Annotated in this window: 23 protein-coding genes, 1 tRNA gene and 3 pseudogenes; 13 read left to right on the forward strand and 14 right to left on the reverse strand. The window is 71.7% G+C overall.

The annotated features are described in order from the left end of the window. The first annotated feature begins 500 nt into the window (after positions 1–500). The 6 genes from ACWDX7_RS10735 (at position 501) to ACWDX7_RS10760 (ending at position 4,935) form a co-directional block, all read left to right on the forward strand. Positions 501–2,207 (forward strand): ATP-binding protein, encoded by a 1,707-nt coding sequence (locus ACWDX7_RS10735; RefSeq protein ID WP_451490113.1) that lies wholly within the window; start codon positions 501–503, stop codon positions 2,205–2,207. 101 nt (positions 2,208–2,308) lie between these two features. Then, positions 2,309–2,746: a roadblock/LC7 domain-containing protein gene (locus ACWDX7_RS10740; protein ID WP_451490226.1), complete on the forward strand. Its 438-nt coding sequence runs from the start codon at positions 2,309–2,311 to the stop codon at positions 2,744–2,746. 122 nt (positions 2,747–2,868) lie between these two features. Then, the gene (locus ACWDX7_RS10745; RefSeq protein ID WP_451490114.1) at positions 2,869–3,210 is read left to right on the forward strand and encodes a DUF742 domain-containing protein; all 342 of its coding nucleotides are present in this window, start codon (positions 2,869–2,871) and stop codon (positions 3,208–3,210) included. Then, on the forward strand, positions 3,188–3,850 hold the full coding sequence (locus ACWDX7_RS10750) for a GTP-binding protein (protein ID WP_451490115.1): 663 nt from the start codon (positions 3,188–3,190) through the stop codon (positions 3,848–3,850). The genes ACWDX7_RS10745 and ACWDX7_RS10750 overlap by 23 nt, the downstream gene beginning before the upstream one ends. 23 nt (positions 3,851–3,873) lie before the next feature. Then, positions 3,874–4,419, forward strand: coding sequence for a GAF domain-containing protein (locus tag ACWDX7_RS10755; protein WP_451490116.1), 546 nt, complete (start codon positions 3,874–3,876; stop codon positions 4,417–4,419). 150 nt (positions 4,420–4,569) lie between these two features. After that, the gene (locus ACWDX7_RS10760) at positions 4,570–4,935 is read left to right on the forward strand and encodes an MmcQ/YjbR family DNA-binding protein (RefSeq protein ID WP_451490117.1); all 366 of its coding nucleotides are present in this window, start codon (positions 4,570–4,572) and stop codon (positions 4,933–4,935) included. A gap of 35 nt (positions 4,936–4,970) precedes the next feature. On the opposite strand, the gene ACWDX7_RS10765 is transcribed toward ACWDX7_RS10760, so the two are convergent. Together ACWDX7_RS10765 and ACWDX7_RS10770 are read right to left on the reverse strand one after the other, a co-directional pair. Then, complete coding sequence (locus ACWDX7_RS10765) at positions 4,971–5,879, reverse strand: transketolase family protein (RefSeq protein WP_451490118.1); 909 nt, start codon at positions 5,877–5,879, stop codon at positions 4,971–4,973. 14 nt (positions 5,880–5,893) lie between these two features. After that, a complete protein-coding gene (locus ACWDX7_RS10770; protein ID WP_451490119.1) occupies positions 5,894–6,595 on the reverse strand; it encodes a transketolase in 702 nt (233 codons plus the stop codon). 148 nt (positions 6,596–6,743) lie between these two features. Here ACWDX7_RS10770 and ACWDX7_RS10775 point away from each other — a divergent pair. Further along, positions 6,744–6,817: transfer RNA gene (locus tag ACWDX7_RS10775), tRNA-Pro, on the forward strand. Between the two features lie 182 nt (positions 6,818–6,999). Here the strand turns inward: ACWDX7_RS10775 and ACWDX7_RS10780 are convergent. Beyond that, entirely contained in the window at positions 7,000–7,557 is a 558-nt protein-coding gene (locus tag ACWDX7_RS10780) for a quercetin 2,3-dioxygenase (RefSeq protein WP_451490120.1), read from the reverse strand. A gap of 109 nt (positions 7,558–7,666) precedes the next feature. Between ACWDX7_RS10780 and ACWDX7_RS10785 the strand changes: the two genes are divergently transcribed. Continuing rightward, a complete protein-coding gene (locus tag ACWDX7_RS10785) occupies positions 7,667–8,110 on the forward strand; it encodes a MarR family winged helix-turn-helix transcriptional regulator (protein ID WP_451490121.1) in 444 nt (147 codons plus the stop codon). Between the two features lie 239 nt (positions 8,111–8,349). Here ACWDX7_RS10785 and ACWDX7_RS10790 read toward each other — a convergent pair whose 3' ends face one another. The 3 genes and pseudogenes from ACWDX7_RS10790 to ACWDX7_RS10800 form a co-directional block, all read right to left on the reverse strand. Then, positions 8,350–10,266 carry a potassium channel family protein gene (locus tag ACWDX7_RS10790; RefSeq protein WP_451490227.1) on the reverse strand — a complete coding sequence of 639 codons (1,917 nt, stop codon included), beginning with the start codon at positions 10,264–10,266 and terminating at the stop codon, positions 8,350–8,352. 204 nt (positions 10,267–10,470) lie between these two features. Further along, positions 10,471–11,997: an SPFH domain-containing protein gene (locus ACWDX7_RS10795; protein WP_451490122.1), complete on the reverse strand. Its 1,527-nt coding sequence runs from the start codon at positions 11,995–11,997 to the stop codon at positions 10,471–10,473. Between the two features lie 75 nt (positions 11,998–12,072). Continuing rightward, positions 12,073–12,566: pseudogene (locus ACWDX7_RS10800) on the reverse strand (hypothetical protein). 569 nt (positions 12,567–13,135) lie between these two features. Here ACWDX7_RS10800 and ACWDX7_RS10805 point away from each other — a divergent pair. Further along, positions 13,136–14,677, forward strand: coding sequence for an alanine/glycine:cation symporter family protein (locus ACWDX7_RS10805; RefSeq protein WP_451490123.1), 1,542 nt, complete (start codon positions 13,136–13,138; stop codon positions 14,675–14,677). A gap of 242 nt (positions 14,678–14,919) precedes the next feature. Beyond that, positions 14,920–16,233, forward strand: a complete 1,314-nt coding sequence (gene nhaA / locus ACWDX7_RS10810) for a Na+/H+ antiporter NhaA (RefSeq protein WP_451490124.1) — start codon at positions 14,920–14,922, stop codon at positions 16,231–16,233. Between the two features lie 23 nt (positions 16,234–16,256). On the opposite strand, the pseudogene ACWDX7_RS10815 reads toward nhaA, so the two are convergent. The 7 genes and pseudogenes from ACWDX7_RS10815 to ACWDX7_RS10845 form a co-directional block, all read right to left on the reverse strand. Continuing rightward, positions 16,257–17,318, reverse strand: a pseudogene (locus ACWDX7_RS10815) (PucR family transcriptional regulator). A 66-nt stretch (positions 17,319–17,384) separates the two neighbouring features. Continuing rightward, positions 17,385–18,482 (reverse strand): hypothetical protein, encoded by a 1,098-nt coding sequence (locus ACWDX7_RS10820; protein WP_451490125.1) that lies wholly within the window; start codon positions 18,480–18,482, stop codon positions 17,385–17,387. A gap of 132 nt (positions 18,483–18,614) precedes the next feature. Next, positions 18,615–19,895 carry a preprotein translocase subunit SecY gene (locus tag ACWDX7_RS10825; RefSeq protein ID WP_451490126.1) on the reverse strand — a complete coding sequence of 427 codons (1,281 nt, stop codon included), beginning with the start codon at positions 19,893–19,895 and terminating at the stop codon, positions 18,615–18,617. Positions 19,896–20,149: 254 nt separating this feature from the next. After that, positions 20,150–20,392: pseudogene (locus ACWDX7_RS10830) on the reverse strand (tetratricopeptide repeat protein); the annotation flags it as partial. A gap of 16 nt (positions 20,393–20,408) precedes the next feature. Beyond that, on the reverse strand, positions 20,409–20,672 hold the full coding sequence (locus ACWDX7_RS10835; protein ID WP_451490127.1) for a hypothetical protein: 264 nt from the start codon (positions 20,670–20,672) through the stop codon (positions 20,409–20,411). After that, a complete protein-coding gene (locus tag ACWDX7_RS10840; RefSeq protein ID WP_451490128.1) occupies positions 20,666–20,953 on the reverse strand; it encodes a hypothetical protein in 288 nt (95 codons plus the stop codon). The genes ACWDX7_RS10835 and ACWDX7_RS10840 overlap by 7 nt, the downstream gene beginning before the upstream one ends. 275 nt (positions 20,954–21,228) lie before the next feature. Next, positions 21,229–21,660, reverse strand: a complete 432-nt coding sequence (locus ACWDX7_RS10845; RefSeq protein WP_451490129.1) for a hypothetical protein — start codon at positions 21,658–21,660, stop codon at positions 21,229–21,231. Between ACWDX7_RS10845 and ACWDX7_RS10850 the strand changes: the two genes are divergently transcribed. Then, a complete protein-coding gene (locus ACWDX7_RS10850) occupies positions 21,560–22,456 on the forward strand; it encodes a universal stress protein (RefSeq protein ID WP_451490130.1) in 897 nt (298 codons plus the stop codon). The genes ACWDX7_RS10845 and ACWDX7_RS10850 overlap by 101 nt on opposite strands. A 236-nt stretch (positions 22,457–22,692) precedes the next feature. Here the strand turns inward: ACWDX7_RS10850 and ACWDX7_RS10855 are convergent, their stop codons facing one another. Further along, positions 22,693–23,316 carry a LysE/ArgO family amino acid transporter gene (locus tag ACWDX7_RS10855; RefSeq protein WP_451490131.1) on the reverse strand — a complete coding sequence of 208 codons (624 nt, stop codon included), beginning with the start codon at positions 23,314–23,316 and terminating at the stop codon, positions 22,693–22,695. A gap of 68 nt (positions 23,317–23,384) precedes the next feature. On the opposite strand from ACWDX7_RS10855, the gene ACWDX7_RS10860 reads away from it, so the two are divergent. Both ACWDX7_RS10860 and ACWDX7_RS10865 read left to right on the forward strand, forming a co-directional pair. Further along, complete coding sequence (locus ACWDX7_RS10860) at positions 23,385–24,326, forward strand: LysR family transcriptional regulator ArgP (RefSeq protein WP_451490132.1); 942 nt, start codon at positions 23,385–23,387, stop codon at positions 24,324–24,326. A gap of 120 nt (positions 24,327–24,446) precedes the next feature. Next, the gene (locus tag ACWDX7_RS10865) at positions 24,447–24,839 is read left to right on the forward strand and encodes a TOBE domain-containing protein (RefSeq protein ID WP_451490133.1); all 393 of its coding nucleotides are present in this window, start codon (positions 24,447–24,449) and stop codon (positions 24,837–24,839) included. The last annotated feature ends 27 nt before the right edge of the window (positions 24,840–24,866 follow it).

Here is a 24,866-nt window from a genome sequence, read left to right on the forward strand (position 1 = left end):
GGCCCTGGGCGGCCCTGGGCGTTGGTTCGCGGGGCGTGTCCGCTCAATAGGTCCCCTCGGTGGTTCCGCTCAGCGCCCCGGTGCGCGGAGGGCGCTGTCCGTCGCCGCCCGGCGGCACGGGCCGATGGCCCTCCGCCGGGGCGGTGCGGCCGTCGGCGCCGGTACGGGTGGCCCGCGCGGCCGTGGGGCCCGTACGGGGTACCTGCCCGGCCGCGGGGGCCCGTACGGGGGGATCGCCCGGCCGCGGGGGCAGTTACGGGGGATCGCCGGCGCGCCGGGTCCGCGCCGGGGCCCGGCGGTGGCGGACACGCGCCGGGGCGTGCGCGCTCCCGGCGCATTCGGGCTGCCGTACGAGCGCTCCGTCGGGAGCGGGAAGCACTCCGGCGAACTTCCCCAACTGCCCGTCCACGGCGTGAGCGTGAGGTCTAGCGTGGGTATCCGGTGATCAACACCGGCTCCGGGAACCACTGGGAGCCGGGCCCCACGTACCGAGGACGCCGATGTCCGGACTCCGCGCCGCCCGCCACGCCCCGTCGAGAAACGCCGTCACCGGTCCCAGCCGGCAGATACGCCCCCAACTGCTGCGCGCCGCGGTGCTGCCCACCCTCGCCGCCGGGCTCAGCGGGGCCGCCGCGGTGATCTTCACCCTGCAGCTCGGCGGGGGAGCGGACGAGCGCGACGCCCGGCTGTGGCCGGTGCTCGCCGGCTGCGCCTTCCTCGTCGTCGGCGCGCTCGCCGCCGCCCTGCTCGGAGCGCAGCGCGCGGCCAAGGCCGTCCGGGACCGGTGCGAAGCGCTGCGCCGCTCCAGCGCGCGCGGCCGCCAGGAGCTGCGGGCCGCCGCCGACCGGCTGGAGCGCGGCGAAACCCCGTCCCGCCCGCTGCGCGGCGGCCCCAGCGCGCCCCCGCCCGGCACCGACCCGGCCGGGGTGGACGAGTTCTGGCTGCTCTCCCAGGAACTGCGTGGCGCCCGCGAGCAGGCACACGCGACCCTCGTACGGCTGGCCGGCCCGGCCACCCCGTCCGACAGCGACCGCAAGGTGGAGGTCTTCGTCAACCTCGCGCGCCGCCTGCAGTCCCTCGTGCACCGCGAGATCTCCCTGCTCGACGGCCTGGAAGACACGGTCGAGGATCCGGACCTCCTCAAGGAGCTCTTCCACGTCGACCACCTCGCCACCCGCATCCGCCGGCACGCGGAGAACCTCGCGGTGCTCGGCGGCGCCGCCTCCCGCCGCCAGTGGACCCGGCCCATCGACCTGAGCGAAGTGCTCCGCTCCGCGGTCGCCGAGGTGGAGCAGTACACACGCGTCAAGGTGGTGCCGCCGGCGGGCGGCAGCGTCCGCGGCCACGCCGTCGCCGACGTGGTGCACCTGCTGGCCGAACTGGTGGAGAACGCCACGGTGTTCTCCGCCCCGGACACCGATGTGGTGCTGCGCGCCGAGCGGGTCACCGCCGGGATCGCGGTCGAGGTCGAGGACCGCGGGCTGGGCATGCCGGCCGAGGAACAGCACCGGATGAACGCCCTGCTCGGCGATCCCGAGCAGTTCAGCGTCCGGCATCTGCTGGCCGACGGGCGGATCGGTCTCTTCGTCGTCTCGGCGCTGGCCCGCCGGCACGGGATCGCCGTCGAGCTCAAGTCCAACATCTACGGCGGCGTTCTGGCCGTCCTCGTCCTGCCGCAGGAACTGCTGGGCGCGGAGGCGCCGAGCGCGGCCGACGCCGCGGGCGGCTCCCGGGCCACCTCGTGGGGGACCGGCGAGGGCACGGTGATGCCGCCCCTGGAGCCCGTACGGATGACCCTGCCACGGCCGGAGGCGCCCGGGGGCGGGCCGGCCGTACCGGCCTGGGCGCCGGGGCCACGTGCCTGGGGGGACCAACCGGAGGAGGCGGAGGCGACCGGGGCCTGGGAACCGGAACGCCGGCCCGAGGCACCGGAGCCCTCGCCGGCCCAGCCTCCGCCCGGGCCTTCCCATGCCCTTCGGGAGGTGCCGACCGGGCCGGCGCGCCCGACCGTACCCGCCGCGCGCGCCGCGGGGGACGGCCGGCCGCCGCTGCCACGGCGCCGGGCCCAGGAGCACCTCGCCGCCCAGTTGCGGAAGGCCCCCGCCCCGCGGCGGGCCGATGCCGCCGAGCTTCCCGTGCACGACCCGGGCCTGATGGCCGCCTTCCAACGGGGCTTCGGCCTCGCCCAGTCGGAGAAGCAGGGATGAGCCCGATGACAACCCCCATGACCCCCGTGACCCCCATGACCCCGATGAGCCCGTTGACCCCGCTGGGTCCGACCTCTCACCTCAGCAAGGAGCGCACCCCCATGGGCGGCGAAGTGGCGACGAAGACCGGGGGCGGCCGGCTCTCGGATCTCGACTGGCTGCTCAGCGGCCTCGTGCAGCGCGTCCCGTACACGCGCAGCGCCGTACTCCTCACGGCCGACGGACTGGTGACGTGCGTGCACGGGCTGGACGCGGACAGCGCCGATCACATGGCGGCGCTGGCGGCGGGGCTGTACTCGCTGGGGCGCAGCGCCGGATCGCGGTTCGCGGAGGGCGCGGAGGTCCGGCAGGTGGTGGTCGAACTCGACACGGCACTCGTCTTCGTCTCGGCGGCCGGATCCGGGACCTGCCTGGCGGTGCTCGCCGACCGCGAGGCCGACGCCGGGGTGCTCGGCTACGAGATGGCGATGCTGGTCAAGAGCGTACGTCCGTACCTGGCGGCCCCGCCGCGGCGGCCCGTCGCCGATCCGGAGCGATGAGGGAGGGCGGGGCGGGGGCATGTGCTTCGGGGGCATCCAGGACGCAGGGCCGCACGACGGGGGCGTACGGGAAGGGGGCGGGGCGGGACACACCGTGGCTCGACGAGTCGGCGGGCCGGGTGATGCGCCCGTACACGGCCAGCGGGGGCCGGACCAGGCCGGGCGTCGCGCTCGACCTGCTCTCCCTGCTGTCCGCGACCGGGGTACGGCCGCGTGTCCCGCTCGGCACCGAGCACACCCTGGCGCTGCGGATGTGCGCGGGCGCCGCGGCGGTCACGGTCGCCGAGGTGGCCGGGCAACTGCGGCTGCCGGCGGTGGTGGTGAAGGTACTGCTGTCCGACTTGATGGAACACGGGGCCGTCACGGCGCAGGCCCCGTGCTTTCCCGGCGGCGGCGGCCGGGTCGCCACCGACGACCAGTCCCTTCTGCGGGCGGTGCTCGATGGTCTGCGTAAACGACTGTGACGCCGCTGCCGGGGCCGCTGCTGCCGCTGCCGGGACCGCAGCCGGGACCGCAGCCGGCGGCGGCGCGGCCGTGCCTCCGCCGACGACGCTGAAGATCCTGGTCGCGGGCGGATTCGGCGCGGGCAAGACCACCTTCGTGGGCGCGGTGAGCGAGATCGAACCGCTGAGCACGGAGGAACTGCTGAGCGGACTGAGCGAGTCCGCCGACGCGTTGGACGGGGTCGAGGCGAAGACGGCGACGACCGTCGCACTCGACTTCGGCCGGATCACGCTGGACGAGCGTCACGTGCTCTACCTCTTCGGTACGCCCGGGCAGCACCGCTTCTGGTTCCTGTGGGAGGAGATGTGCGTGGGCGCGCTCGGCGCCGTCGTGCTCACCGACACCCGCCGCCTCGCCGACTGCTTTCCCGCCGTGGACTTCTTCGAGCGGCGCGGCATCGGCTTCATCCTCGCCGTCAACGAGTTCGACGACGCCCACCGCTACACGCCCGACGAGGTGCGCGCCGCGGTGGGGCTCGGGCCGGGCGTGCCCGTCGTACGGTGCGACGCGCGGCTGAGCAGCTCGGCGACGGGGACGCTGGCCGCCCTCGTCCGCCATCTGCTGAACACATCCACGTCTTCGTCGTCTTCATCCTCTTAGTCTTCGGAACCGGGGGAACCGCCGTGAGGTACTACGAATCGACCGGACACCTGCTGCTCACACCGGTGGACCGGGAGGCGCCCGAGCGAGTCGTCCGGCTGCGCGAACTGGGCCTGGGGGAGCGGACGGACGCGGAACTGGACGCCTTCGCGCAGCGCGTCGCGGAGGTCCTGGCCGCGCCCTACGCCGGGGTCAACTTCATCGGTGAGGAACGGCAGTTCTTCGCCGGACTGCACCGCGCGCCGCAGGTCCCGGCGAACGGCTACCCGGCGCGCGTGCTGGCCCGGGACCACGGGTACTGCCCCCATGTGGTGGTGCGGCGGCGGGCGCTGGTCCTGGAGGACGTACGGGACTTCGCGCGCTTCGCGGGCAACGCGGTGGTCGACGGGAACGGCGTGCGCTCGTACATCGGCGCGCCGCTGACGGACCGGCGGGGGATCGTCCTGGGGACCGTGTGCGCGGTGGACGTGATACCGAGGCGGTGGGGGACGGAGGGCCTGGCCACCGTCAAGGGGCTGGCGGCGGAGCTGGTGGAGCTGCTCCACGAGCGGGAGGACCGACGCGGCTGAGCGCGGAGCAGGCCCAGGCGCGGGTGCGCGGGTGCGCGGGTGCCCGGATCGCCGTCGCCCCGGCCGCCCCCGGCCCGGCGGCGATTGTCAGTGGCGCGGGCTACGGTCGTGGGACGAGGATTCACCGGTGGCTGAAGAGGGGGCTCGGGGATGGCCACAACCGCAGAGGACGTCCGTACGATCGCGCTGTCGCTCCCGGACAGCAGCGAAAAGCAGGCCTGGGGCATGCCGACCTTCCGCGTGAGCGGGAAGATCTTCGCGTCGCTCGCCGACGACGATGCCTCGATCGGGGTGAAGTGCCCCAAGGAGGACCGGGCCGAGCTGATCACGGCAGAGCCGGAGAAGTTCTTCATACGCGAGGGCCACGACGACAGCCATGCCTGGATCCGGGTCCGCCTGGCGGTGGTGCGTGACGAGGACGAGCTGCGGGCGATCCTGACGGACTCCTGGCTGCAGGCGGCTCCGAAACGGCTGTCCGCCGCCCACCCGGAGCTGGCCGGAGGCGGGGCCGGCTAGACGGCCCAGGCGGCACCGTGACCCGGGGGCCGTCGTCAGCGCGAGGAGGGGCGGAGGAAGGCGCTGATCCGCTCGTGGAGCGAGCGCGGGTCGAGGCCGTGGGCGGAGGTGTGCTCCTCGATGGTGCCGTAGCGGCGGAGCTCGGCCCGGGCCACGCCGAGCCCCAGGACCCGGTGTCGCACCTGCGCCAGGGCGCGGCCGGCCGGGGCCGTGGAGGTGCCGGCGAGGTAGGGCTCCACGAGGACCACGTCGGGCGCGCCGCGGCCGACCGCCTCGCGGAGCGCCGTGTCGTCGAAGGGGCGGACGGTGGAGGCGTACAGCACCGTCACGTCCAGCCCCTCGGTCGCGGCCAGGACGTTGTCGAGCAGCGGCCCGACGGCGACCACCACGCCCGCGCGGCCCTCCCGTACGGTCTGGAAGCGCGAGCCGTCCACCGGTCGCGGCGCGGTGTTCGACTGCTCGGAGAGCCGGACGTACACCTTGTCGTCCCCGGCGGCGTAGGCGTGGCGGAGCAGCGCCTCGGCCTCGTCCGGGTGACCCGGGACGTGGACCGTCCAGCCGTCGAGCGTGTCCAGCAGCGCCACATCGCCGGGCGCCATGTGCGTGTAGCCGCCGGACGGCCAGTCGTAGCTGGCGCTCGCGCTGACCAGGACGCCGCCGGTGCCCTGGTGTCCGAAGTCCAGCTTGACCTGCTCGAACGGCCGCTCCACCAGGAAGCTGGCGAAGGTGTGGACGACCGGCCGCAGACCGGTGAGAGCCAGGCCGCCGCCCACGCCGACGAGCAGCTGTTCCCGGATCCCCACGTTGATCACCCGCTCCGGGTGGCGCCGCTGGGCGGGGCGGAACCCGTCCATGGTGATCTCCGCCAGCACGACCGCCAGCCGGTGATCCTCATCGAGCAGGCGCGACGTGACCGAGACGAACCGTTCCCGCATGGTGTCCATGTTTTCCCTGCCCCCTACTGCTTCTTCTCGACGCGGGCGACCACGGCGTGCGGCCGACCCGGATGCGGTGCGGTGAATGCGGCGAGCAGCGCGCTGTGGTCCCGGCCGTCCACGGTGACCGCCGACCAGCCGGCCGCCTCGAAGCGGGAGGCGATCCCGCCGGGCCAGCCGTGGGTCGCGGAATCGTTGTCGATCACCACCGTGTGCAGCCGGTCCAGCCGGGCGGCGCCCGCGTAGGCGAGTGCCTCGTGGTTGCTGCCTTCGTCCAGCTCCGCGTCCCCGATCAGCACCCACACGGCCGGGTCGATCAGCCCTTGGGCCCGCAGCCCGAGCGCGCTGCCGACCGCGAGCGGCAGCCCGTGCCCGAGCGAGCCGCTGCCGATCTCCACGCCGGGGATGAGGGTGCGGTCGGGGTGATGGCCGAGGGGCGAACCGTACGAGCCGAAGCCACTCAGCCAGCCGACGGGGAAGAACCCCTTCGCGGCGAGGACGGCGTAGTAGGCCATCGGCCCGTGCCCCTTGGACAGCAGGAACCGGTCCCTCCCCATGTCGTCGGCGGCGGCGGGCCCCACCCGCAGCACCTGGTCGTAGAGCACCCACAGCACGTCGAGCGTGGAGCTGGCGGCGGGCCCGTGCTTCTCGGCCCCTGTCATGAGCGCGATGAGGCGGCTCAGATCCTCGTAGCGGAACGCTGTGTCCGCGGCTGCCTGCGTCATGCACCCACCCTGCGACCTCAAGCGGAGTTGAGGTCAAGAGCCGACGGCCGCGCAGACCCGACCGGGAAAGCCGCGCGCGACCACCCCTGGAAGTGCGGTATTGTTCTCCTGCGCGTTCAACCAGGGGAAACCCCAGGTCAGCGGGCATCGGGACGTGGCGCAGCTTGGTAGCGCACTTGACTGGGGGTCAAGGGGTCGCAGGTTCAAATCCTGTCGTCCCGACTCGTGAGAGTCGTAGGTCAGGGGCCGTTTCAGAGCAATCTGAAACGGCCCCTTGATCGTTTATGGCCCCGTTGGGGGCCGGCTGGGGAACAGGCGGTCATTGCGGGTCGGATTGCGGTGACGGCCGTGACCGGCGGGGTGGGGCGCGGCGATCGGTTCCCGCGGCGAGGGCCCGGTTGCCGTCATCGGGTCCGCCACTGGTGGTCGGGCAGGAAGCGTACGTCGTACTGCTCCGGGACACTGGCGAACTGGCGGGGTGCGGGGACGACCGGCTGATGCGGCAGGCCGAGATGCTCGGTAGGGGCGCCGAGGTTCTCGAAGAACCGCTCGAAGGTGCCTCCAGGGCCGGCGGCGACGCCGACGACCTGGCTGTGGTGGCGCTCCATGCGGTAGGCATGCCGGGAGTTCTTGGGTACGAAGCCGAAGTCGCCGGGCGTGAGCAGCTTTTCCTGCTGGTTGCCCTCGGTATCCTCGACGAACAGCCGGACCGCGCCATGGGTGATGTAGAAGACCTCGTGGGTGTCGGTGTGCACGTGGGCCGGGATGAGGTCGCCTTTGGGGCCTTCGACGGTGAAGAAGTTGAAGGTGTTCTCGGTCTGCTCACCGCCGGCGTAGACGGTGATCAGGTCGCCGAACAGATGGGCGCGGTCCCCCTCTCCCTTCTCGATGAAGTAGGGCTTGCCCGGTTCCGCGGGTATCCGTGACGCCTGCCGGTAGCGGGTGGCGTACTCGATGGTCATGTGTTCTCCAATGATCGGATTCCGTCTCTCATGTCAGGTAGCCTGACATGAGAGGGTTCGGTGATCAAGCACGGTTACGAGCCCGGCCAGGCCGCATGGTGAGGAACAGATGCAGACCACCCGCCGTAACCTCCCCCAGTTGCTCGGCAACGCCCGGCGCTGGTTCGAAGAAGGACTACAGGCGGCCCTGGAAGCAGCCGGAGCCACACCGGTTTCCCCGACGCAGGCCCAGCTCTTCGCCGTGCTGGACGACCAGGGCACCACGGTCTCCGAGCTGGCCCGGCGCATGGGCGTCACACGGCAGACCGCGCACCAGGCCGTGCATGGCCTCGTCGCCATCGGGCTGCTCGAACAAGTCCCGGACCCCGCCTCCGCCCGACAGCGATTGATTCGCCGTACCCGTGAAGGAGAACGCGCACACCGCCAGGCCGGCATCATCCTTGACCGGCTGGAAGTACAGCTCGCCGAGCGGATCGGCCGGAAGGCGGTCGATGCCCTGCGGGCGACGCTGGAAACTCCGTGGGGCCAGCCGCCCTCCCCGAGCTCGGAGTGAGGCTGCCACGACGGCACTCGCGGAATCAGACCCCGGGCACGGCGACCGGCTGGGAGCTCCAGCTGCTTGATCCTCTGGCAAAGCGGGGCGTCGGAGGTGCGTCGGAGCCATCAGAGGCGGAGCAGGCGCTCGGAGTCGAGGTGGCAGATCATGGCGCGGTCGCGTTCGCTGATCGGGCCGGTCTCGATGAAGTGGACGGCTTCCTGGTTGCTTTCCCCACGGAGGCGGGGCGGAACTCCTCAGCGGTGGACGCCGCCCGGATGGCCGGTGGCGCGGGAGGCCCGGTGGTCGAGGAGTTCGGCGAGACCTCGGCGGGTGGCGGCCAGGACGACGCGATCCTGCGGCCGGAGCACGTAGCCGGGGTGGAGGTCCCAGATCAGAGCGGGGTGTGGGCTGCTGCCCTCACCGGTGGAGGAGGCAAGATCAGGCCGGCGTTCCTGGGGCGTGGCGGTGTCGATGGCGATCACGCGCCAGGCTCCGGCACGGAAGGATTCTGTGATGGTCCGGCCTTCGAATTGAGGGTGGCCCGCTACATCGACGGCGGCGAAGAGCAGGACGCGGCGCTCAACGGGAATGGCGCCCAGGATCTGCCGTCCCATCATCGCTCCGGCGAACGCGGGAGCGGCGAGGTGGGTGACGCTGCGGCTGCGGGTGAGAGCGGTGGGGTGCGCGGCTCGCAGTGTCCGGTATACGGCGGTGGCGAATCTGTCGTCGTATAGGCGCAGGGCTGCGCGTACGTCGGCGTTGATCGAGCGGGCGTAGAGCGCGGCCTCCATGTTGGTCGTATCGGAGCTGGTTAGAGCGAGCAGTGCGTGGGCCCGGTGGATGCGGGCGGTCTCCAGTACGCCTTCTTCGGTGACGTCGCCCAGGACGACGGGTACCCGCAGACGGCGTGCGAGGGCCAGTCCGCGGGCCTCGGGGTCGCTCTCGACACACACCACCGGGATCCGCAGCTCGTGGAGCCGTACCAGGACGCGGGTCCCGATCTTGCCGAGGCCGAGCAGCACCACGTGCCCGGACAGGCCGCGCGGGGGCCGCCGAAGGGCCGTCGCCGTGCGGAAGGCTCCCAGCGCTTCCAGTGCGGCCGCCACCAGGACGGGCAGCAGGAGGAGGCCGACGAAGCCCGCGAGGATCTGCAGGACCTGGCGCTGCGGAGGCTCCTCCACCGCTGGATCGTTGATCGCGAAGATGTCCAGGAGGGTGATGTAGGCCGCGTGCAGAGGGTGATCGCCTGTCATCTGCCATGAGGCCACGGCGATGGCGGTGACGGCCGCCACGATGCCGGCCAGCGACCAGCGCAGCCGCCTTGAGAAGAGGGATCCGACGGGCAGTGCGGCGGAGCCCAGCCGGGACGTGGCCGGCGCGGGTCCTGTGTGGGACACCGCTTCCAGGGCCACGGTCCCCCGTCCTGTCGCGGCGGCTACCGCACGGTCATCGGGCAGTAGTTGCGGGCCCTGGTCCCCGCTGAGCTCTGATCCCTCGTGGCCTGCTGGATCGCTGGTCGTCGCCGAGAGCAATGCCAGTGTGCACAGGCCGGGGTCGGCCGTCTGTCCAGGCTCCGGGGGTGTGCGTTCCACCGCCCGCAGCAGCAGGCCGTCAGCCTGCACGATCTTGCTGGTGCCTGCGACTGCTGTGGCGGCCAGGGCGGGCGCGGCGGTGTCGGCGTCCGACAGCACGGTCGTCGACGAGTCGAGGACCCGCAGGTCGATGCCCGGTTCCGCGACGATCGCGGCCTGGTCCAGAAGTTCTTCCAGACGCTGGCCGAGTTTGCGATTGTAGAGCCGGATGACCAGGCGCAGGCGTGGGTTGAGCCGTCGCGCCGTCAGAGCGGCGCGCAGGTTGGTGTCGTCGTCCTCATAGACGAGTGCCAGTGCTGCGGCTCGGGCCACTCCCGCGGCGGTGAGTACCTCCTCTGTGGGCCCTTCCGCCTCCAATACGCGTTCCCCTGCTGCTGCCTCCTGCCCGTCGGCCGGGGCCGCCCGCACGGCAGGAATCCGTCCCAGCAGCCCGAACAGTCCTCCGCCGGCCCACCTGGCGGTGGATCCGGCCCCGCCCTCGCTGACGGGGGGTGCGACAAGGGTCACGTGCTCCCGGTACACATCACGCAGCTCGGCGGCCAGTCGGCGAGCGAGACCGTCGTCGCCGCATACGACCATCCCGCCTTGGCGGTCCGCCTGTTGCGGCTCTCCGTAGGTTGAAGTCACGCCCAAAGGATGCACTTTCGCTCTCCTCGCGGTGAACGTGGTTTCCGCTTGCTCACACCTCGGCTACCTGCCTCCCGGCAGGCGGCCAAGGGACGCGTGAGCAGCCAGGCCCTCTCGTCCAAGTCCCTGCTGGCAAAGCTGCTTTGACGCCAGGCCCTACTGGGCGATTTCGATCTTGCTGTTCGGTGCGGTCGCGCCGGGCATGGCGGATGTTCTCCCGGCGGTGAGGCTTCCCAGCAGCTGGGCGAGGTCGACGCCGGTGGTGGAGGAGAGGAGCTCCATGCCCTGGGCGACGTTGTCGGTGACGGTACGGGATAGCTTGCTCGCGCCGTCGGTGGAGATGACGGTCATCTTGTCGATGGCGGACAGCGGTTCCGCCGCCTTGCCCACCACGTGGGGGAGCACCTCGATCATCATCTGGATCATCGCGGCGTCGCCGTAGTTCGCGAACGCGTCCGCCCTCTTCTGCATGGCCTCCGCCTCGGCGGCGCCCTTGGCCGCGATGGCCACGGCCTCCGCGTCACCCTCCAGCCGTACCGCCTCGGCGATGGCGGCACGACGGGCACGTTCGGCCTCGCCACGCTTGGCGCCCTCGATGGCCTCGGCCTCGGCGAGTGCGGAGCGGCGCTGCTTCTCGCCCTCGCCGGTCAGACGGGCCCGTTCGGCTTCACCCTGGGCGGCGGCGATGGCCGCGAGCCGCTCGGCTTCGGCCTGTTTGACGCGGGCCACCCGGAGCGCTTCCGCCTCCTGCTCCGCCTGGTAGCGGCGGGCATCGGCGGGCTTGCGGACCTGGGTGTCGAGCTGGCGGGTGGTCAGGACCGCCTGACGTTCGGCGACCTTCTCCTGCTCGGCGAGGATCTGCTGCTGCCGGTCGGCGTCGGCCAGAGGTCCGGCGGCGTTGGCCTCAGCGGTCGCCGCGTCGGTCTCCGCCTTGATCTCGGCCTGGCGCAGGTACAGCGTCCGCTGGGCGACGGCGATTTCTTCCTCGGCCTTCAGACGGGCCTGCTCGGCGGCCTGGCGCGAGTTGGCCTCGGCGATGTCGGCCTCCTGTCTGGCACGGGCGGCTTCGGGGCGGCCGAGGTCCTCCAGGTACGAGCCCTCGGTGGTGATGTCCTGGATCTGGAAGGCGTCCAGGACCACGCCTTGCCCGGACAGGCTGGCCTCGGCCTCCTCTGCGACCTGCCCGGCGAACGCGGCGCGGTCCCGGATGATGTCCTCGACCGACATGCGCCCGACGATGGCGCGCAGCGCGCCGGACAGGACCTCCTGGGTGAAGCCGACGATGCCGTCCTGCTGCTGCAGGAACCGCTGGGCGGCGGCGCGGATGGCGTCCTCGGTCCCGCCGACCTTGACGATCGCCACTCCCTCCAGGTTGGCCTTGATACCGCGCAGGGTGACCGCGCCCCGTACGGCGATCGGGATGTGGCGGCTGGACAGTTCGAGGGTGTAGCGCTGCTGGACGAACGGGACGACGAATACCCCGCCGCCGACCACGACCTTCTGGCCGGTGTTGTCCGTCGATATCCGCCCCGTCTCGGGATCGATGGAGCGCTTGCCGCGCCGTCCGGTGATGATGAAGGCCTCGCTGGGGCCCGCGACCTTGTAGCGGGTGACCACCACGAGGGCGAGCAGAACGAGGAGTACGACCACTACTCCGACGACCGCTATGACGATTGGGCTCATGCGGAAATCCCCTCCTGCCTCCGAAGAGGCAGATCGATGACGGTTGGGCTTGGTGTGCTGAAGGAACGGGTCCGGTCAGCGTTCGACGGCGCGGACCGTGACCGAGGTGGAGGACAGCGCGGACGTCACCCACATCTCGGCGCCCCGGGCCAGCGGGGCGTCAGCCCGCGCGGCGAACTTCACGGGCTGGCCGGCCAGCCCGAGCAGGACCTCGCCGTACCCGTCGGCGGGGATGGCGGTGACGACCGTTCCTGTGGATCCAGCAGGTCGTCCTGGTGTGGGGCGACTGCGCCCCCGTGTCGCGACAGGGCCCGGCTCAGCCGCCACGCCAGCCAGCCCGCACCGAAGCCGGCCACTGCTCCCGCGGCGGCTGCCGCTCCCGTTCCCAGTCCGGTGGACCCCAGCACGATCGCCCCCGTGAAACCGAGCATCGAAATGAAGCCCGCGACCAGCGGAAAGGACAGCCAGCCGTCGAGCGGGCCGTCGACGGCGTCGAGGAACCCGTCGAACATCGATGAGGTAGCCAACAGCGCGAGCCCGGCGATGCCGAGACTCAGAAACAAGCCCATGGGCGCCTCCGCTGTCAGACCGCTGTCAGACCGCTGTCCTCGCTGGACAACGACATGGTTCCAGCCGGGAGGGCCGACACGCATTGCCGGTCGCCAGCAATCTTTACGGCGCTTTAACGCACGAACCCACGCTCCGGGCATCGGTCGCCGCTCCGTCGGGGAAGGTGACGGCTCGTTCACCCGTGGCGCGACCGTGGCCTTCGGCGGTCCGACAGCCCAGACCGGGGCGTAGCAGACAGCCGCGTTCGCTCAGCAGAGCCCCGCATCCGGATAACGATCGCATCACCGACCCTTGGGATTCCAGGACGGAGCCGCAGCCGTGTGATGCGGGTCACTAAAGATCACGTAAAGACCGTGCTATGAATGCACGACTCCGCCTCGGCCCACCCCTCGCCGACCGTGGAGCGCCGGCACGCACCGGCTTCGTACGGCCAGGGAGATCACGGTCCGAGTCCGCGGACCGCGATGCCCAGGGTCGCCGATCGGACAACGGCGTTCGCTCCATGCCCGCCCGCACTCACACCGCCGCACCGCACTGCGCCGGTTCTGAGCCATCGAGGTAAAGCCTGATGTCACTCGACACCATCACCACCTCCGTAGACGAAGCCGTCAGCGGATTCTTCGAGCCCATAGCCAAGTGGCTCGGGGACGTCGTCTTCTACTCGGTCCCCGTCGCGGGGACCGAGCTGCCGCTGATCGTCGCCTGGCTGGTCGTCGCCGGTCTCGTCTTCACGGGCTGGTTCGGCCTGGTGCAAGTGCGCAAATTCCGCCTCGCGGTGGCTGTGGTGCGCGGCAAGTACGACGAGAAGGGGTCGGCCGGCGAGGTCAACCACTTCCAGGCGCTGACCGCGGCCGTCTCCGGCACCGTGGGGCTCGGCAACATCGCCGGTGTCGCCGTAGCCGTGTCCATCGGCGGCCCGGGCGCGACGTTCTGGATGATCCTCTGCGGCCTGCTGGGCATGGCGACGAAGTTCGTCGAGGTGACGCTCGGTGTGAAGTACCGAGAGGTGCACGCTGACGGCACCGTCTCCGGTGGCCCCATGCACTACCTGCCCAAGGGCCTTGCCGAGCGCTTCGGCGCCAAGGGCCTGAATCTGGGCAAGGTTCTGGGCGTCCTCGCCTCCGCGATGATCCTCTTCTTCGGCCTCTTCGGTGGCAACCTGTTCCAGGTCAACCAGTCCTACGCCCAGCTGGTCTCGGTCACCGGCGGCGAGGACGGCATGGTCGGCTCCTCCGCGGGCGCCCTCTTCTTCGGCATCCTGATCGCCGCGCTCGTCGGCATCGTGCTCCTCGGCGGCATCCGCTCCATCGCCTCGGTCACCAGCAGGCTGGTCCCGGCCATGGCCGGCATCTACATCGCCGCCTGCCTGGTCGTCATCCTGGTCAACGTCTCGGCCCTCCCGACCGCGGTCGTCACGATCTTCGAGGGCGCGTTCAACCCCGAGGGTGTCGCCGGCGGTGTCCTCGGCGCACTGATCGTCGGTTTCAAGCGGGCCGCGTTCTCCAACGAGGCCGGTCTGGGCTCCGCCCCGATCGCGCACTCCGCGGTCAAGACCAAGCACCCCGCCAGCGAGGGCCTGGTAGCACTGCTGGAGCCGTTCATCGACACGGTCGTGATCTGCACCATGACCGCCCTGACGATCGTCATCGCCAACCCGGCCAGCTGGGCCGAGGCCCGTGCCGGTGAGTCCATCGGCGGCGTAACCATCACCTCCGACGCCTTCGCCACGGTCCTTCCCTGGTTCCCGTACATCCTGACCATCGCGGTCATGCTGTTCGCCATCTCCACCGTGCTGACCTGGGGTTACTACGGTCTCAAGGCCTGGTCCCACCTGTTCGGCCGCTCCAAGACCAGTGAGACGATCTACAAGGTGCTCTACACCCTGTTCGCGGTCGCGGGTTCCCTGCTCACGCTGCAGACCCTGATCGACATGGCCGACGCGGTGCTGTTCATGCTCGCCGTCATCAACATCATCGGCCTGTACCTGCTGGCCCCCGTGGTCAAGCGGGAGCTCAATACCTTCCTCGACTTCGTCCGCCGCCGCGACGCCGGCCAGGACACCGAAGCCAACGAGGATGAAGACCCGGAGCCGGTGAAGACCACCGTCTGACCGCCCCCGCGGCCCCGGCTCCCGAGCGGGCTCATACACACCTCGCGCCGCGGTGTGTACGAGCCCGCTCATCTGCGTTTCAGCAGGTGAGAACCCCTCTGGTGGGATCCGGTACCCCGGGATAGGGTGTAAAGAACGCGTCAACGGCAGGCATCCCGTGACGCGCGGTGTGCCGGGAAGTCTGGTCGGCGTCCTTGGGCCTGTGCGCCCATTTCCAGCCGACGCCCCCGGAAGGCCACCGCATGAGTGACCAGCGCCCGCGTATCGTCTTCGGCCTCATGCCCTGGCCCGAGCGCCAGGCCATCGCCTCCGCCCTGCGCACGGAGACCGTAGGCGGACTGGTCCTCCTGACCGCCGCCGTCATCGCACTGATCTGGGCCAACACTCCTTTCAGCGGCGCGTACGAGGCGATCCGAGAGTTCCACTTCGGCATACCCGCACTCGGCCTGGACCTCTCGGTGGGGCACTGGACCGCTGACGGCCTCCTCGCCGTCTTCTTCCTCGTCGCGGGAATCGAGCTCAAACGTGAACTCGTCGTCGGCGAGCTCCGCACCCCCGCCACCGCTGCCCTCCCGGTCATCGCCGCCGTCTGCGGCATGGCCGTCCCAGCCGGCCTCTACGCCGCCACGGCGTGGGCCGGCGGCGGCAGCCTGAACGGCTGGGCGGTGCCGATGGCCACCGACATCGCCTTCGCCCTGGCCGTGCTCGCGGTCATCTCCACGCACCTGCCCGACGCCCTGCGGGCTTTCCTGCTCACGCTCGCCGTGGTCGACGATCTGGGCGCGATCCTCATCATCGCCGTCTTCTTCACGGCCGACCTCAACCTCTGGGCTCTGGCCGGAGCCTTCGCCGGACTCGTCGTCTTCTACGGCCTGCAGCGCTGCCGCGTGCGCGGCTGGTGGTGGTACGTACCGCTCGGCATCGCCGTCTGGGCACTGATGTACAACGGGGGCGTGCACGCCACCGTCGCCGGCGTCGCCATGGGCCTCATCCTGCGCACCACCCGCGACGAGGGTGAGAAGACCTCACCGGCAAGCCGCGTCGCGCACCTGACACACCCCTTCTCCGCCGGTGTCGCGGTTCCCCTCTTCGCCCTCTTCGCGGCCGGGGTCACCGTCTCCGGCGATGCGTTGACCGAGGTCTTCACCAGCCCCGAACCGCTCGGAGTCGTCTTCGGCCTCGTGATCGGCAAGGTCCTCGGCATCTTCGCCGGCACCTACCTCGCCGCCCGCTTCACGAAAGCGGAACTCAACCCCGACCTGGCCTGGGCCGACGTCCTCGGCCTATCCGTCCTGGCCGGGATCGGCTTCACGGTGGCCCTCCTCATCGGCGAACTCGCCTTCCCCGGCGCAGCGGTCGGGGAGCACGTCAAGGCGGCCGTCCTCATCGCCTCGGTCACAGCCGCGGTCCTCGCGGCCCTAGTGCTCCGACGCCGCAACACCGTCTACAAGCGCCTGTACGAGGAGGAGAACCTCGACGCCGACGCGGACGGCATCCCCGACATCTACCAGGGCACCCCGCAGCTGGTGCCGACAGCTGACGGGAACGAGAAGTAGGGGGCGCGACCATACACCCCGGCTCAGGCCTCGGTGGCGGGCCAGCCCAGCAGGCGGGCGCCGATCACCGCCGTCTGGAGTGTGTACCGGTTCACCGCGTCGGCCGGGTCGGCGCCCGTCAGGCTGTGAATCCGCTCCAGCCGGTAGGTCAGAGCGCGCACGCTCAGCGACAGCCGGCGTGCGGCCTCGGTCGCCACACAACCGCTGTCGAAGTACGCGGTGAGGGTGTCCATGAAGGGCTGGGCGCCGCCGCGCCCGTTGCGGAGGGGGCCGAGCACGCTTTCCACCAAGTCGGCCATCGCCTGCCGGTCCCGCGTCAGGACCGGATAGACCAGCAGGTCCGCGGCGTGCAGCACGGGCCCGTCCAGGCCCATGCGCTCAGCCAGGTCAAGCGCGTTGAGGGCCTCCTCGTACGAGTGGACCACGCCGCCGGCGCCCGCGTGTGAGCGGCCTATGGCGACCTTGCCGCCATCGGTGGCCGCGTAGGCCTGCTTCGCGAAGAAGGCGAAGACGTCCGGTTGGTCGCCCGGGGCCACACAGATCAGCCGGCCGTCCTTCGTGGTCAGCAGGATCTGCCGGCCCGCGAACCGGGTCAGGACCGCTGACTCGATGCCGCGGGCCACCGGATAGCCGTCCCCTTACGGTTCCTGGCCACTGGCCACGGCGACGGCATGAGCCTGGGACAAGCGCAGCCCGAACCGCTCCGCACGCTCCGCCAGCCTCCCCAGATCACTGCGTCCGTACAGCAGATCGTCGATGAACTCGCGGTATCGTGCCTCCTCCTGACGGACCGCCTGATGCTGGGCATGTTCGTACCCTTCCACGAAGGCGTCCACCGCCTGCTCGACCGCGGCCAGGAGGGAACTCGCCGCCTTGGAGGGGACCGTCGCGAGGACCTCTTGCGACGCGGCCAGATGCTCCCGGATCAACCGGCGGAGGCTGAGTCCGTTCTCCGCCGCATGTTCCCCCTCGGCGCGGCGCGCGTCGAGTTCGGCGCGGGTCAGCCGACGTCCCGTGGCGCAGGCCTCGGCCAGATTTTCGGCGTACCCCGCCAGGTGATGCTCAGGCGCTTCCCGGTCCGTCACGCGCTTCCCCCGATCCCGACGTGTCATGGTTGGGGCGCCATCACCGAGTAGCGCCCGGACACGGCCTCACGACCGCGTCGCCTTCCCGCACTTGTCCCCGGGGGACTCACCCCGGCCGACCGGCGCGGTGCGGTCGTACGGGTCGACTTCCGGGCCGGCCGCGTCCGCGCGGCGGTCCGTGCCGAAGGGCGGGGTGAGGTAGCCCGTGGGGGCCCCGCAGCCGCCGTTGGTCATGTCGTACTTGTACGAGACGATCGAGAACGTGCCCGGCTCGGTGATCACCTTGTCGGGGTCGTCCCAGCTCAGGACCAGCTCCCGCCGGACGATCGTACGCACGATCTCGTCGTCGCCGCCCACTTCCGCGCGGGTGACCGGGTAGACGAAGGTGACGTCGGCGGTGATCTGCAGAGCCCCGTGCTCGCCCTCCCGGTAGGTGAGCCCGCCCCGGGTCTTCACGACGTCGCCGACCAAGTGGGTGCGGGAGGGCTGGAAGCGGCTGAAGAGGAGGAGGGGGTCGTTCTTCTCGTCCGGGGTTCGGAAAGCGGTTTTCAGAAGGTCCTGGACGTCCTTCTGGTGCGGGTTGACCAGTGCGATCGCCTTCTCGGGGTACTCGCCCCGCAGCACCCCGCGGTCCAGACCGGACGCGACGAGGAAGTCCCGGCTGCGGGTGAGGGCCTGCTCGACCTCGGCCGCGCTCATCCAGCCGACCGCCTCGGCCTTCGGCACGGTGATCCCCGCCGCTCCGCTCGCCCAGTCCGCCGCCGGCGAACCGCGGAACGGCTCGTCGCTGGTGGGACGTTGGGCCGCCTCTGCCGGGTGTATCCGGGTCGGGCGGGCGGTCTCTGCCGTCGGCGGCTGGGAGTCAGCGCCGGCGAACAGGTCCACTATCCGCCCCGGCGCGAAAGCCACCGCCACCAGCAGCACCAGCGAGGCCAGCAGCCCGGCCCCGTACCAGCCCGTGCGCCGCTTGGGCCGCGCGGGCGTGTAGCTGCGCCAGCCCTCCGCGCTGCGGCCGGGCTCCGCGCGCAGCCGCTTCGCCACCTCGCGGGACCGCGCCGACGGCTCCTTGGGCGAGTCGGCGGTACCCGCCACCGACTCGCGCAGAAACCGCTCCCACTCCTCGTCGGACCTGGACGAGCCGTCCGACCCCGTATCCGTGCCCATCCCCAAACCCCCTGGTCATCATTGCCCCGCGGCCCCACTCCCATGGGACATGTCGGATCATGACACAGGGCGCTGACAGCGAGGCCGGCTGGGCGGACGCTGCGTACTCATGCCCACAGCGGAGGCGTTTCCTCAGCGGAGGAACCGCTCGGAGCCGGATTGCAGCAGCCAGGACTGGAGCTGCCGGGCGGTGGGCAGTGCGGTGTCGAGGGTGACGCGCGCGACGATCAGGAGGGCGGTGACGCCGAAGGCGGCGTCGTCCGCGTGCAGGCCGGGCAGGGCGAGGGCCGCCACCGGGATCAGTGCGACCACCGTCATGCCGAGCGCGGCGGCCACGACGATGCGCATCTGAATGTAGGAGAGGTACTGGGCGGTCGGCCGCCCCGGCGGAATACCGGGGATGAATGCCCCACTGCGCTGCAAGTCCCCCGCGACCTTGTCGGCGTCGAACTCGATGAGCCCGCGGAGGAACGCGTACCCGAAAACGAGCAGGGTGTACGCCGCCAGGAGCCAGGGAGCCGGTGGCGCGGGCAGCAGGAACAGCAGGGAGGCGGGGATCATCACGGCGAACCGGCCCTGGCCGCCGCGGACCGGAACATGGGTCTGTGTGCCGCCGTACGCCCGGCGGCCGATCATTCGCTTGGCGTACTGGACCGGGATCCGCCGCTCGCTCTGGCGGACGGTGAGGACCAGGGCCGTGATGAGCGCCAGGGCGACCAGGAGGACCAGGGGGACCAGGAGGAGCAGCGGAGCCGACATGCCGGCCGGGCCGCCGCCCGGCTCCCGCGCCGCGTCCCAGACCTGCCGCGGGAAGACCGCCGCGACCTGGGCGAGGAGAAGAACCGACAGGCCCTCACCCAGTCCGCGGTCGGTGATGACCGCGCTCAGCCACATGACCACAGCGGTGCCCCCCGCCATGCAGGCCACCATGGTGATCTGCGCGAGGGCGTCGGTGCCGTACAGGACGCTCGTATCCGCCACAGCGGAGGAGGCGCCGGCGAGCGGGGGGCGGCCGTCGGCCGTCATCCTCACCACCACGATGGCGAGCGCCGCGCTCAGCAGGACGGCGACGCACCGGGTGTAGCGCGCGAGCCTGGCGTGAGCGGCCTGGTCCGCCGGCGCCAGGGCCCACAGGCGGGGGACCAGCAGGCTGCCGAGCCCCACGACGTAGTGCGCGGCGATGACCGGCAGGACCCCCAGCGCGAGCACCGACAGATTCGCCAGTCCGCCGCCGCTGAGCAGGTCGAGGAGTCCCGGCAGTTGACCGGTGGCCGGTTCGGTGGCCGCCAGTGCCGCGCTGTCGACCCCGGGCAGGGGCACGTTCTGGCCGAGTCGGAACAGCGTGATGGCGAGCAGTGTGACGAACAGCCGCCGTCGCACTTCGGGCACCTGGAATGCGCGTATGAACACCATCGAGTCCCCCTGGTTGGGCGCCCTTTCCAGCCGCCGTCCGGGCGGCCCGGTAAGCGGAAGTCGTCAAGCGGGGCCGCCCGGTTGCAGCCGGCCGGCGGGGCCGCCCGGTTGCAGCCGGCGCAGATGCGCCGCGGCTTCGCCGAGCCCTTCGCGGCTGCCTGCCGATACCACCGCACGCCTTCCTGCGGGCGGGAAGGTTCAAGCACCTCACCCAGGTTGAGCATGCCCATGGGCTCCCCCGCCTCCGCCGAGCGGCGGTACCACTGCTCGGCGTCCGCGGCGCGGTCGCTGTCCCGGAGGATGTTGCCCAGGTTGTTCATCGCCCGTGGTTCGCCCTTGTCGGCGGCCCGCCGGTACCACTGCTCGGCCTCTGCCTGGCGCCCGGCCCGCTCCACCAGACTGGCCAGGCTGAACATGGCCGAGGGATCCCCCTGGTCGGCCGCGCCGCGCAGCCACTTCTCGGCCTCCTCCGTACGGCCGCTCTGGGCCGACATCATTCCCAGCACCAGAACCTCAGCGGGCCCGGAGGGCGGGCAGCGCCGCGAACTGCCGCGCCACTACGGCGCTTTTGCGCACCGTGCGCACCCACGCCCGCGCCTTCGTCAGCGGATGACCGGGGAACTGGGCGTCCCACGCGGGGTCGTCACTCGGCTCGTACGGCAGCCGAGGGTCGTACGGGTGCCCGCCGTCCTTCTTGGAGGGTGCGCCCGTCTTCAGCCCGACCATCGACTCGCGCATGCCGCTGATCTGCCATTCCTCGAACTGACCGGTCAGCACAGCGGTGCGGCCCGCCTTGGCGAGCAGGAACGAGCCCGGAACAGGCGCCCCGTCGCGGCCTTGGGCAGCTTCTCGGCCACCAGTGTGTACAGCGCCATGGCGCCGTCGAGTAAGACTGCGTCCGCTTCGAGCAGTGTCGCGGTGGGGTTCGGTGAGAAGACGGGCGCGGGGCCCGGTATCAGGCGAGCGGCGTGGGTCCGCGCGAGCTCGCGGCGCAGCACGTCGATCGCGTACAGCCACACGGGGCTGGGGGGCAGGGCCGACTGCATGCTCAGCACCACGACGTCGCGCGTGTTCGGGTCGAATCACCGCGACCCGTCGAGGAGTTCGTCCGGTGGTGTCGAAGGTCATCGGCTGTGCTTCCCAGGTCGCATGAGCCACAAACGCGAATTTACACGCCCACCGCGAGCTACACCATGGTCATTAATCAGTCAACGACGTGGCGTCCAGCGGCCGTTCGGGGTGCGCCGGACACTGCGGCGCAATGGTCGCCCTACGTCACGGGCACGGCTCTCGCCGGCCAGCCGGGGGCACGGCAGCGGGGGCAGGCGGGTGCCTACAGGTCGATGACCACCTGCACGTCATCCCTCTGGTGTTCGAATGCGTCGGCGGCTCGGTCGAGTGCGACCCGCCGGGTGAGCAGGCGCTCCAGCCAGCTGTTGCGGGCCTGCGCCAGCGCGTCGGCCGTCTGCCGGTAGTGCCGCAGCCCAGCGGCATGAAATGCCCCCGCCGCGCCGCCGTGCGGTCGCCGATGAGCTCCGCAGGGCCGTGCAGGTGGACACAGGCTGACGCAGCGTCCCCGACCGGGCCGCTGAGGAGGTTCCGGGCCGGGATAACGGGTAGCCGCAGGGCGTGGGGAAGGCTTCTCAGTGGAAGGCAGATGCCGCGTGAAGCCGGTCATGGTGGGTGTCGAGGACGCTCCGGGCCAGCAGGATTTGGTGCTGCTGGCGGCCCGGGAGGCCCGGTTGCGGGGCTGCGCCCTGCACATCCTTCACGCGGTGCCGCTGGCGACCGGCTCCGGGCGCTCCTCGGCCGAGGCGGACCAGGCGGAGAAGGAAGCGCGTGCGCGCGAGGGCGCCGCGGTGGTGGACCGCTTCGAGGCGCTGGTCCGCGAGGAGTTCCCCGGCCTCGCCGTCCAGGGAGAACTGCCCTTCGGGAGCCCCGCCGCGACCCTGCTGGAGCGCTCCGCGCATGCCTCACTGCTGGTGGTGGGACACCGGGGCAGCGGCGGGTTTCCCCGGCTGCCGCTGGGCTCGGTGAGCTGGCAGGTGGCCACGCACGCCCGCTGTCCGGTCCTCGTCCCCAGGCCCCGTGCCGGCGGCGGCCGGCCGCGGAATCTGGTCGTGACCGGACTCGACATCAGCGACGTGTCCCGGGAAGCGCTCGATGTGGCCTACGAGGAGGCCGTACGCCGCGACGCCTCGTTGGACCTCCTCTACGCGGCCCCGCTGCCCGGCGCCCTGCCCATCGGGCCGATGGGCACCGTAGTACCCGATATCCCCCAGATGGACGCGATCGAGAGCGGCGCCCGGGAGTTCATCGAAAGGGAGATCGCCCTGCGGGTGCCACGGTATCCCCAGGTTCCCGTCAGCTGGCGGGTGGTGCACCAGCGCCCGGCCAGAGCGCTCGTCGACGCTTCGGAGGAAGCGGCCCTGCTGGTGGTGGGCTGCCATGGCCGTACGGGGCTGCGCCGGCTCTTCCTCGGCTCGGTCAGCGCCGAGGTCCTGCACCTGGCCACCTGCCCGGTCATGGTCGTCCCGCCTTCGGACGCCGGAAGTGATTAGTGCGTGTGCGGATCCGGGGCCACTGGGTGGGCTGGAGGGCGCGTGTGGTCCAGCCGACAAGGCGGACGCCCAGAGCCGCGGTGTGCAGGACGTACCCTGCTCCGGGGCGGCTGGATCATGACCGGTGAGCTGGCCGGTGAGCTGGCTGGTGCGCGCCAGCCGGTAGGTGACCGTGCGCACGCTAGGCCCGAGCCGGCGGGCCGTGGTGCGACCTCCCCGCTGCCCGCCGCAGAAGATTAGGCGCGGGCGAGCAGGAGGCCGCCCATCGTGACCATCGTCGCCGCGACGAAGCCGTCCAGGACCCGCCAGGCCGAGGGGCGGGCGAGGAGGCCGCTCAGGAGCCGCGCCCCGTAGCCGAGGCTGCTGAACCAGGTGAGGCTGGCGAGCACCGCCCCGATTCCGAAGGCCCAGCGCAGGTCGCCGCGGTCCGCCGCGAGCGAGCCGAGGAGCAGGACGGTGTCCAGGTAGACGTGCGGGTTGAGCCAGGTCATGGCCAGGCAGGTCAGTACCGCCCGGCGGCCGGAACCGGGGGAGTCGCCCTCGGTGGCGAGGGCAGCGCCCGGGGTGGGGCGCAGCACCCGGCGGGCGGCGAGGATTCCGTAGCAGATCAGGAACCCGCCCCCGGCCAGCCCGACGAGCGTGAGGGCGGCCGGCCACGCGGTGACGAAAGCGCCGACGCCGGCGACGCCGAGGGCGATGAGGAGCGCGTCGGACACGGCGCAGATGGCGACCACGGCGAGCACCGCGTGGCGGCGCACGCCCTGACGGAGGACGAAGGCGTTCTGCGCGCCGATGGCGACGATGAGGGAGAGTCCGGTTCCGAAACCGGCGAGGCCTGCCGTGATGATGCCGTGTGTCATGCATCGACCGTAGGCAGAGCCACGGTTTCAGTACAGCTAAAGATTTTTACGTACCCTTAGCGCTTGTGATGGAAGAGCTTCCTCTGGACCAGGTCCGGACCCTGCTGGCGGTGGTGGACGAGGGCACCTTCGACGCGGCGGCGGCCGCCCTGCACGTGACCCCTTCGGCGGTGAGCCAGCGGGTCAAGGCGCTGGAGCAGCGGACGGGGCGGGTGCTGCTGATGCGGACGAAGCCCGTGCGCGCCACGGAATCGGGGCAGGTGGTGATCCGGTTCGCGCGACAGCTGGCACGGCTGGAGCGGGACGCGCGGGCCGAGCTGGGCATGGCTGCCGAGGCGGGCCCCGTACGGCTGCCGATCGCCGTGAACGCGGACTCGCTGGCGACCTGGTTCCTGTCGGCGCTGACCCGGGTGCCGCAGGACCCTCCCGTCTGCTTCGAGCTGCACCGCGAGGACGAGTCGCACACGACGGCGCTGCTGCGGGAGGGGCAGGTGATGGCGGCTGTGACCTCCTCGCCCGACCCGGTCGCCGGATGCACCGTACGGAGGCTGGGGCTGGCGCGGTACCTGCCGGTGGCGAGCCCGGGCTTCGCGGCGCGGCACCTGACGGGATCGCTGGAGCGGGACCTGCGGGAGGCGCCGACCATCGTGTTCGACCGGAAGGACGACCTCCAGGACGCGTTCGTACGGTCCCTGGCGGCGGAGGCCGCGGCGGACGGGACCGGGACGGGGGCGGGGGCGGGGACCGAGGAGGGGCGCGGCGCCGCCGCGGTACGGCACTCCATGCCGACGTCGGAGGGATTCCGCGACGCGGTGGTCGCGGGGCTGGGGTGGGGGCTGGTTCCGGAACCGCAGGCCAGGCCGTTGGTGCGGTCGGGGGAGCTGGTCCTGCTGGCGCCGCGGCAGCCGATGGACGTGCCGCTGTACTGGCAGCAGTGGAAGCTCGACTCGCCGGCGCTGTCGATGGTGGCGGAGGTGATCGCGGCGGCGGCCCGCGAGGCGCTGCGCTGAACCGGCGCCGGGCCGCCCATGACCACCGCCCATGACCACCGGCCGACCACCGGCCGACCTCCGACCCGGCTCCGCGGCGTCGGGCGGGACCGCGGGAAACGGACGCCCTAGGCTGACGCCATGGAGTCCTACACGATCGGACAAGCGGCGCGGCTGCTCGGCGTCAGCGTCGACACCGCCCGCCGCTGGGCGGACGCCGAGCGCTTCCCCACCCGACGGGAGGGCACGCGGCGGATGGTGGACGGGCCGGACCTGGCGGCCTTCTGCGTGGCCGCGGCGCAGGAGGGCGCGGAGGGCGAGGAGGCCCCGTACACCTCGGCGCGCAACGCCTTCCCCGGGATCGTCACGGCGGTCAAGCTCGGTACGGTCGCGGCGCAGGTGGAGATCCAGGCCGGGCCGCACCGCATCGTGTCGCTGCTGACCCGGGAGGCGGTGGAGGAGCTCGGGCTGGAGGTGGGCGCGCGGGCCACGGCCCGGGTCAAGTCGACGAACGTGTTCATCGACCGGCCGTGACGACGACGGCGTCCACCCGCGCGCGGG

The sequence above is a fragment of the Streptomyces sp. NPDC003034 genome (genome assembly GCF_053591375.1).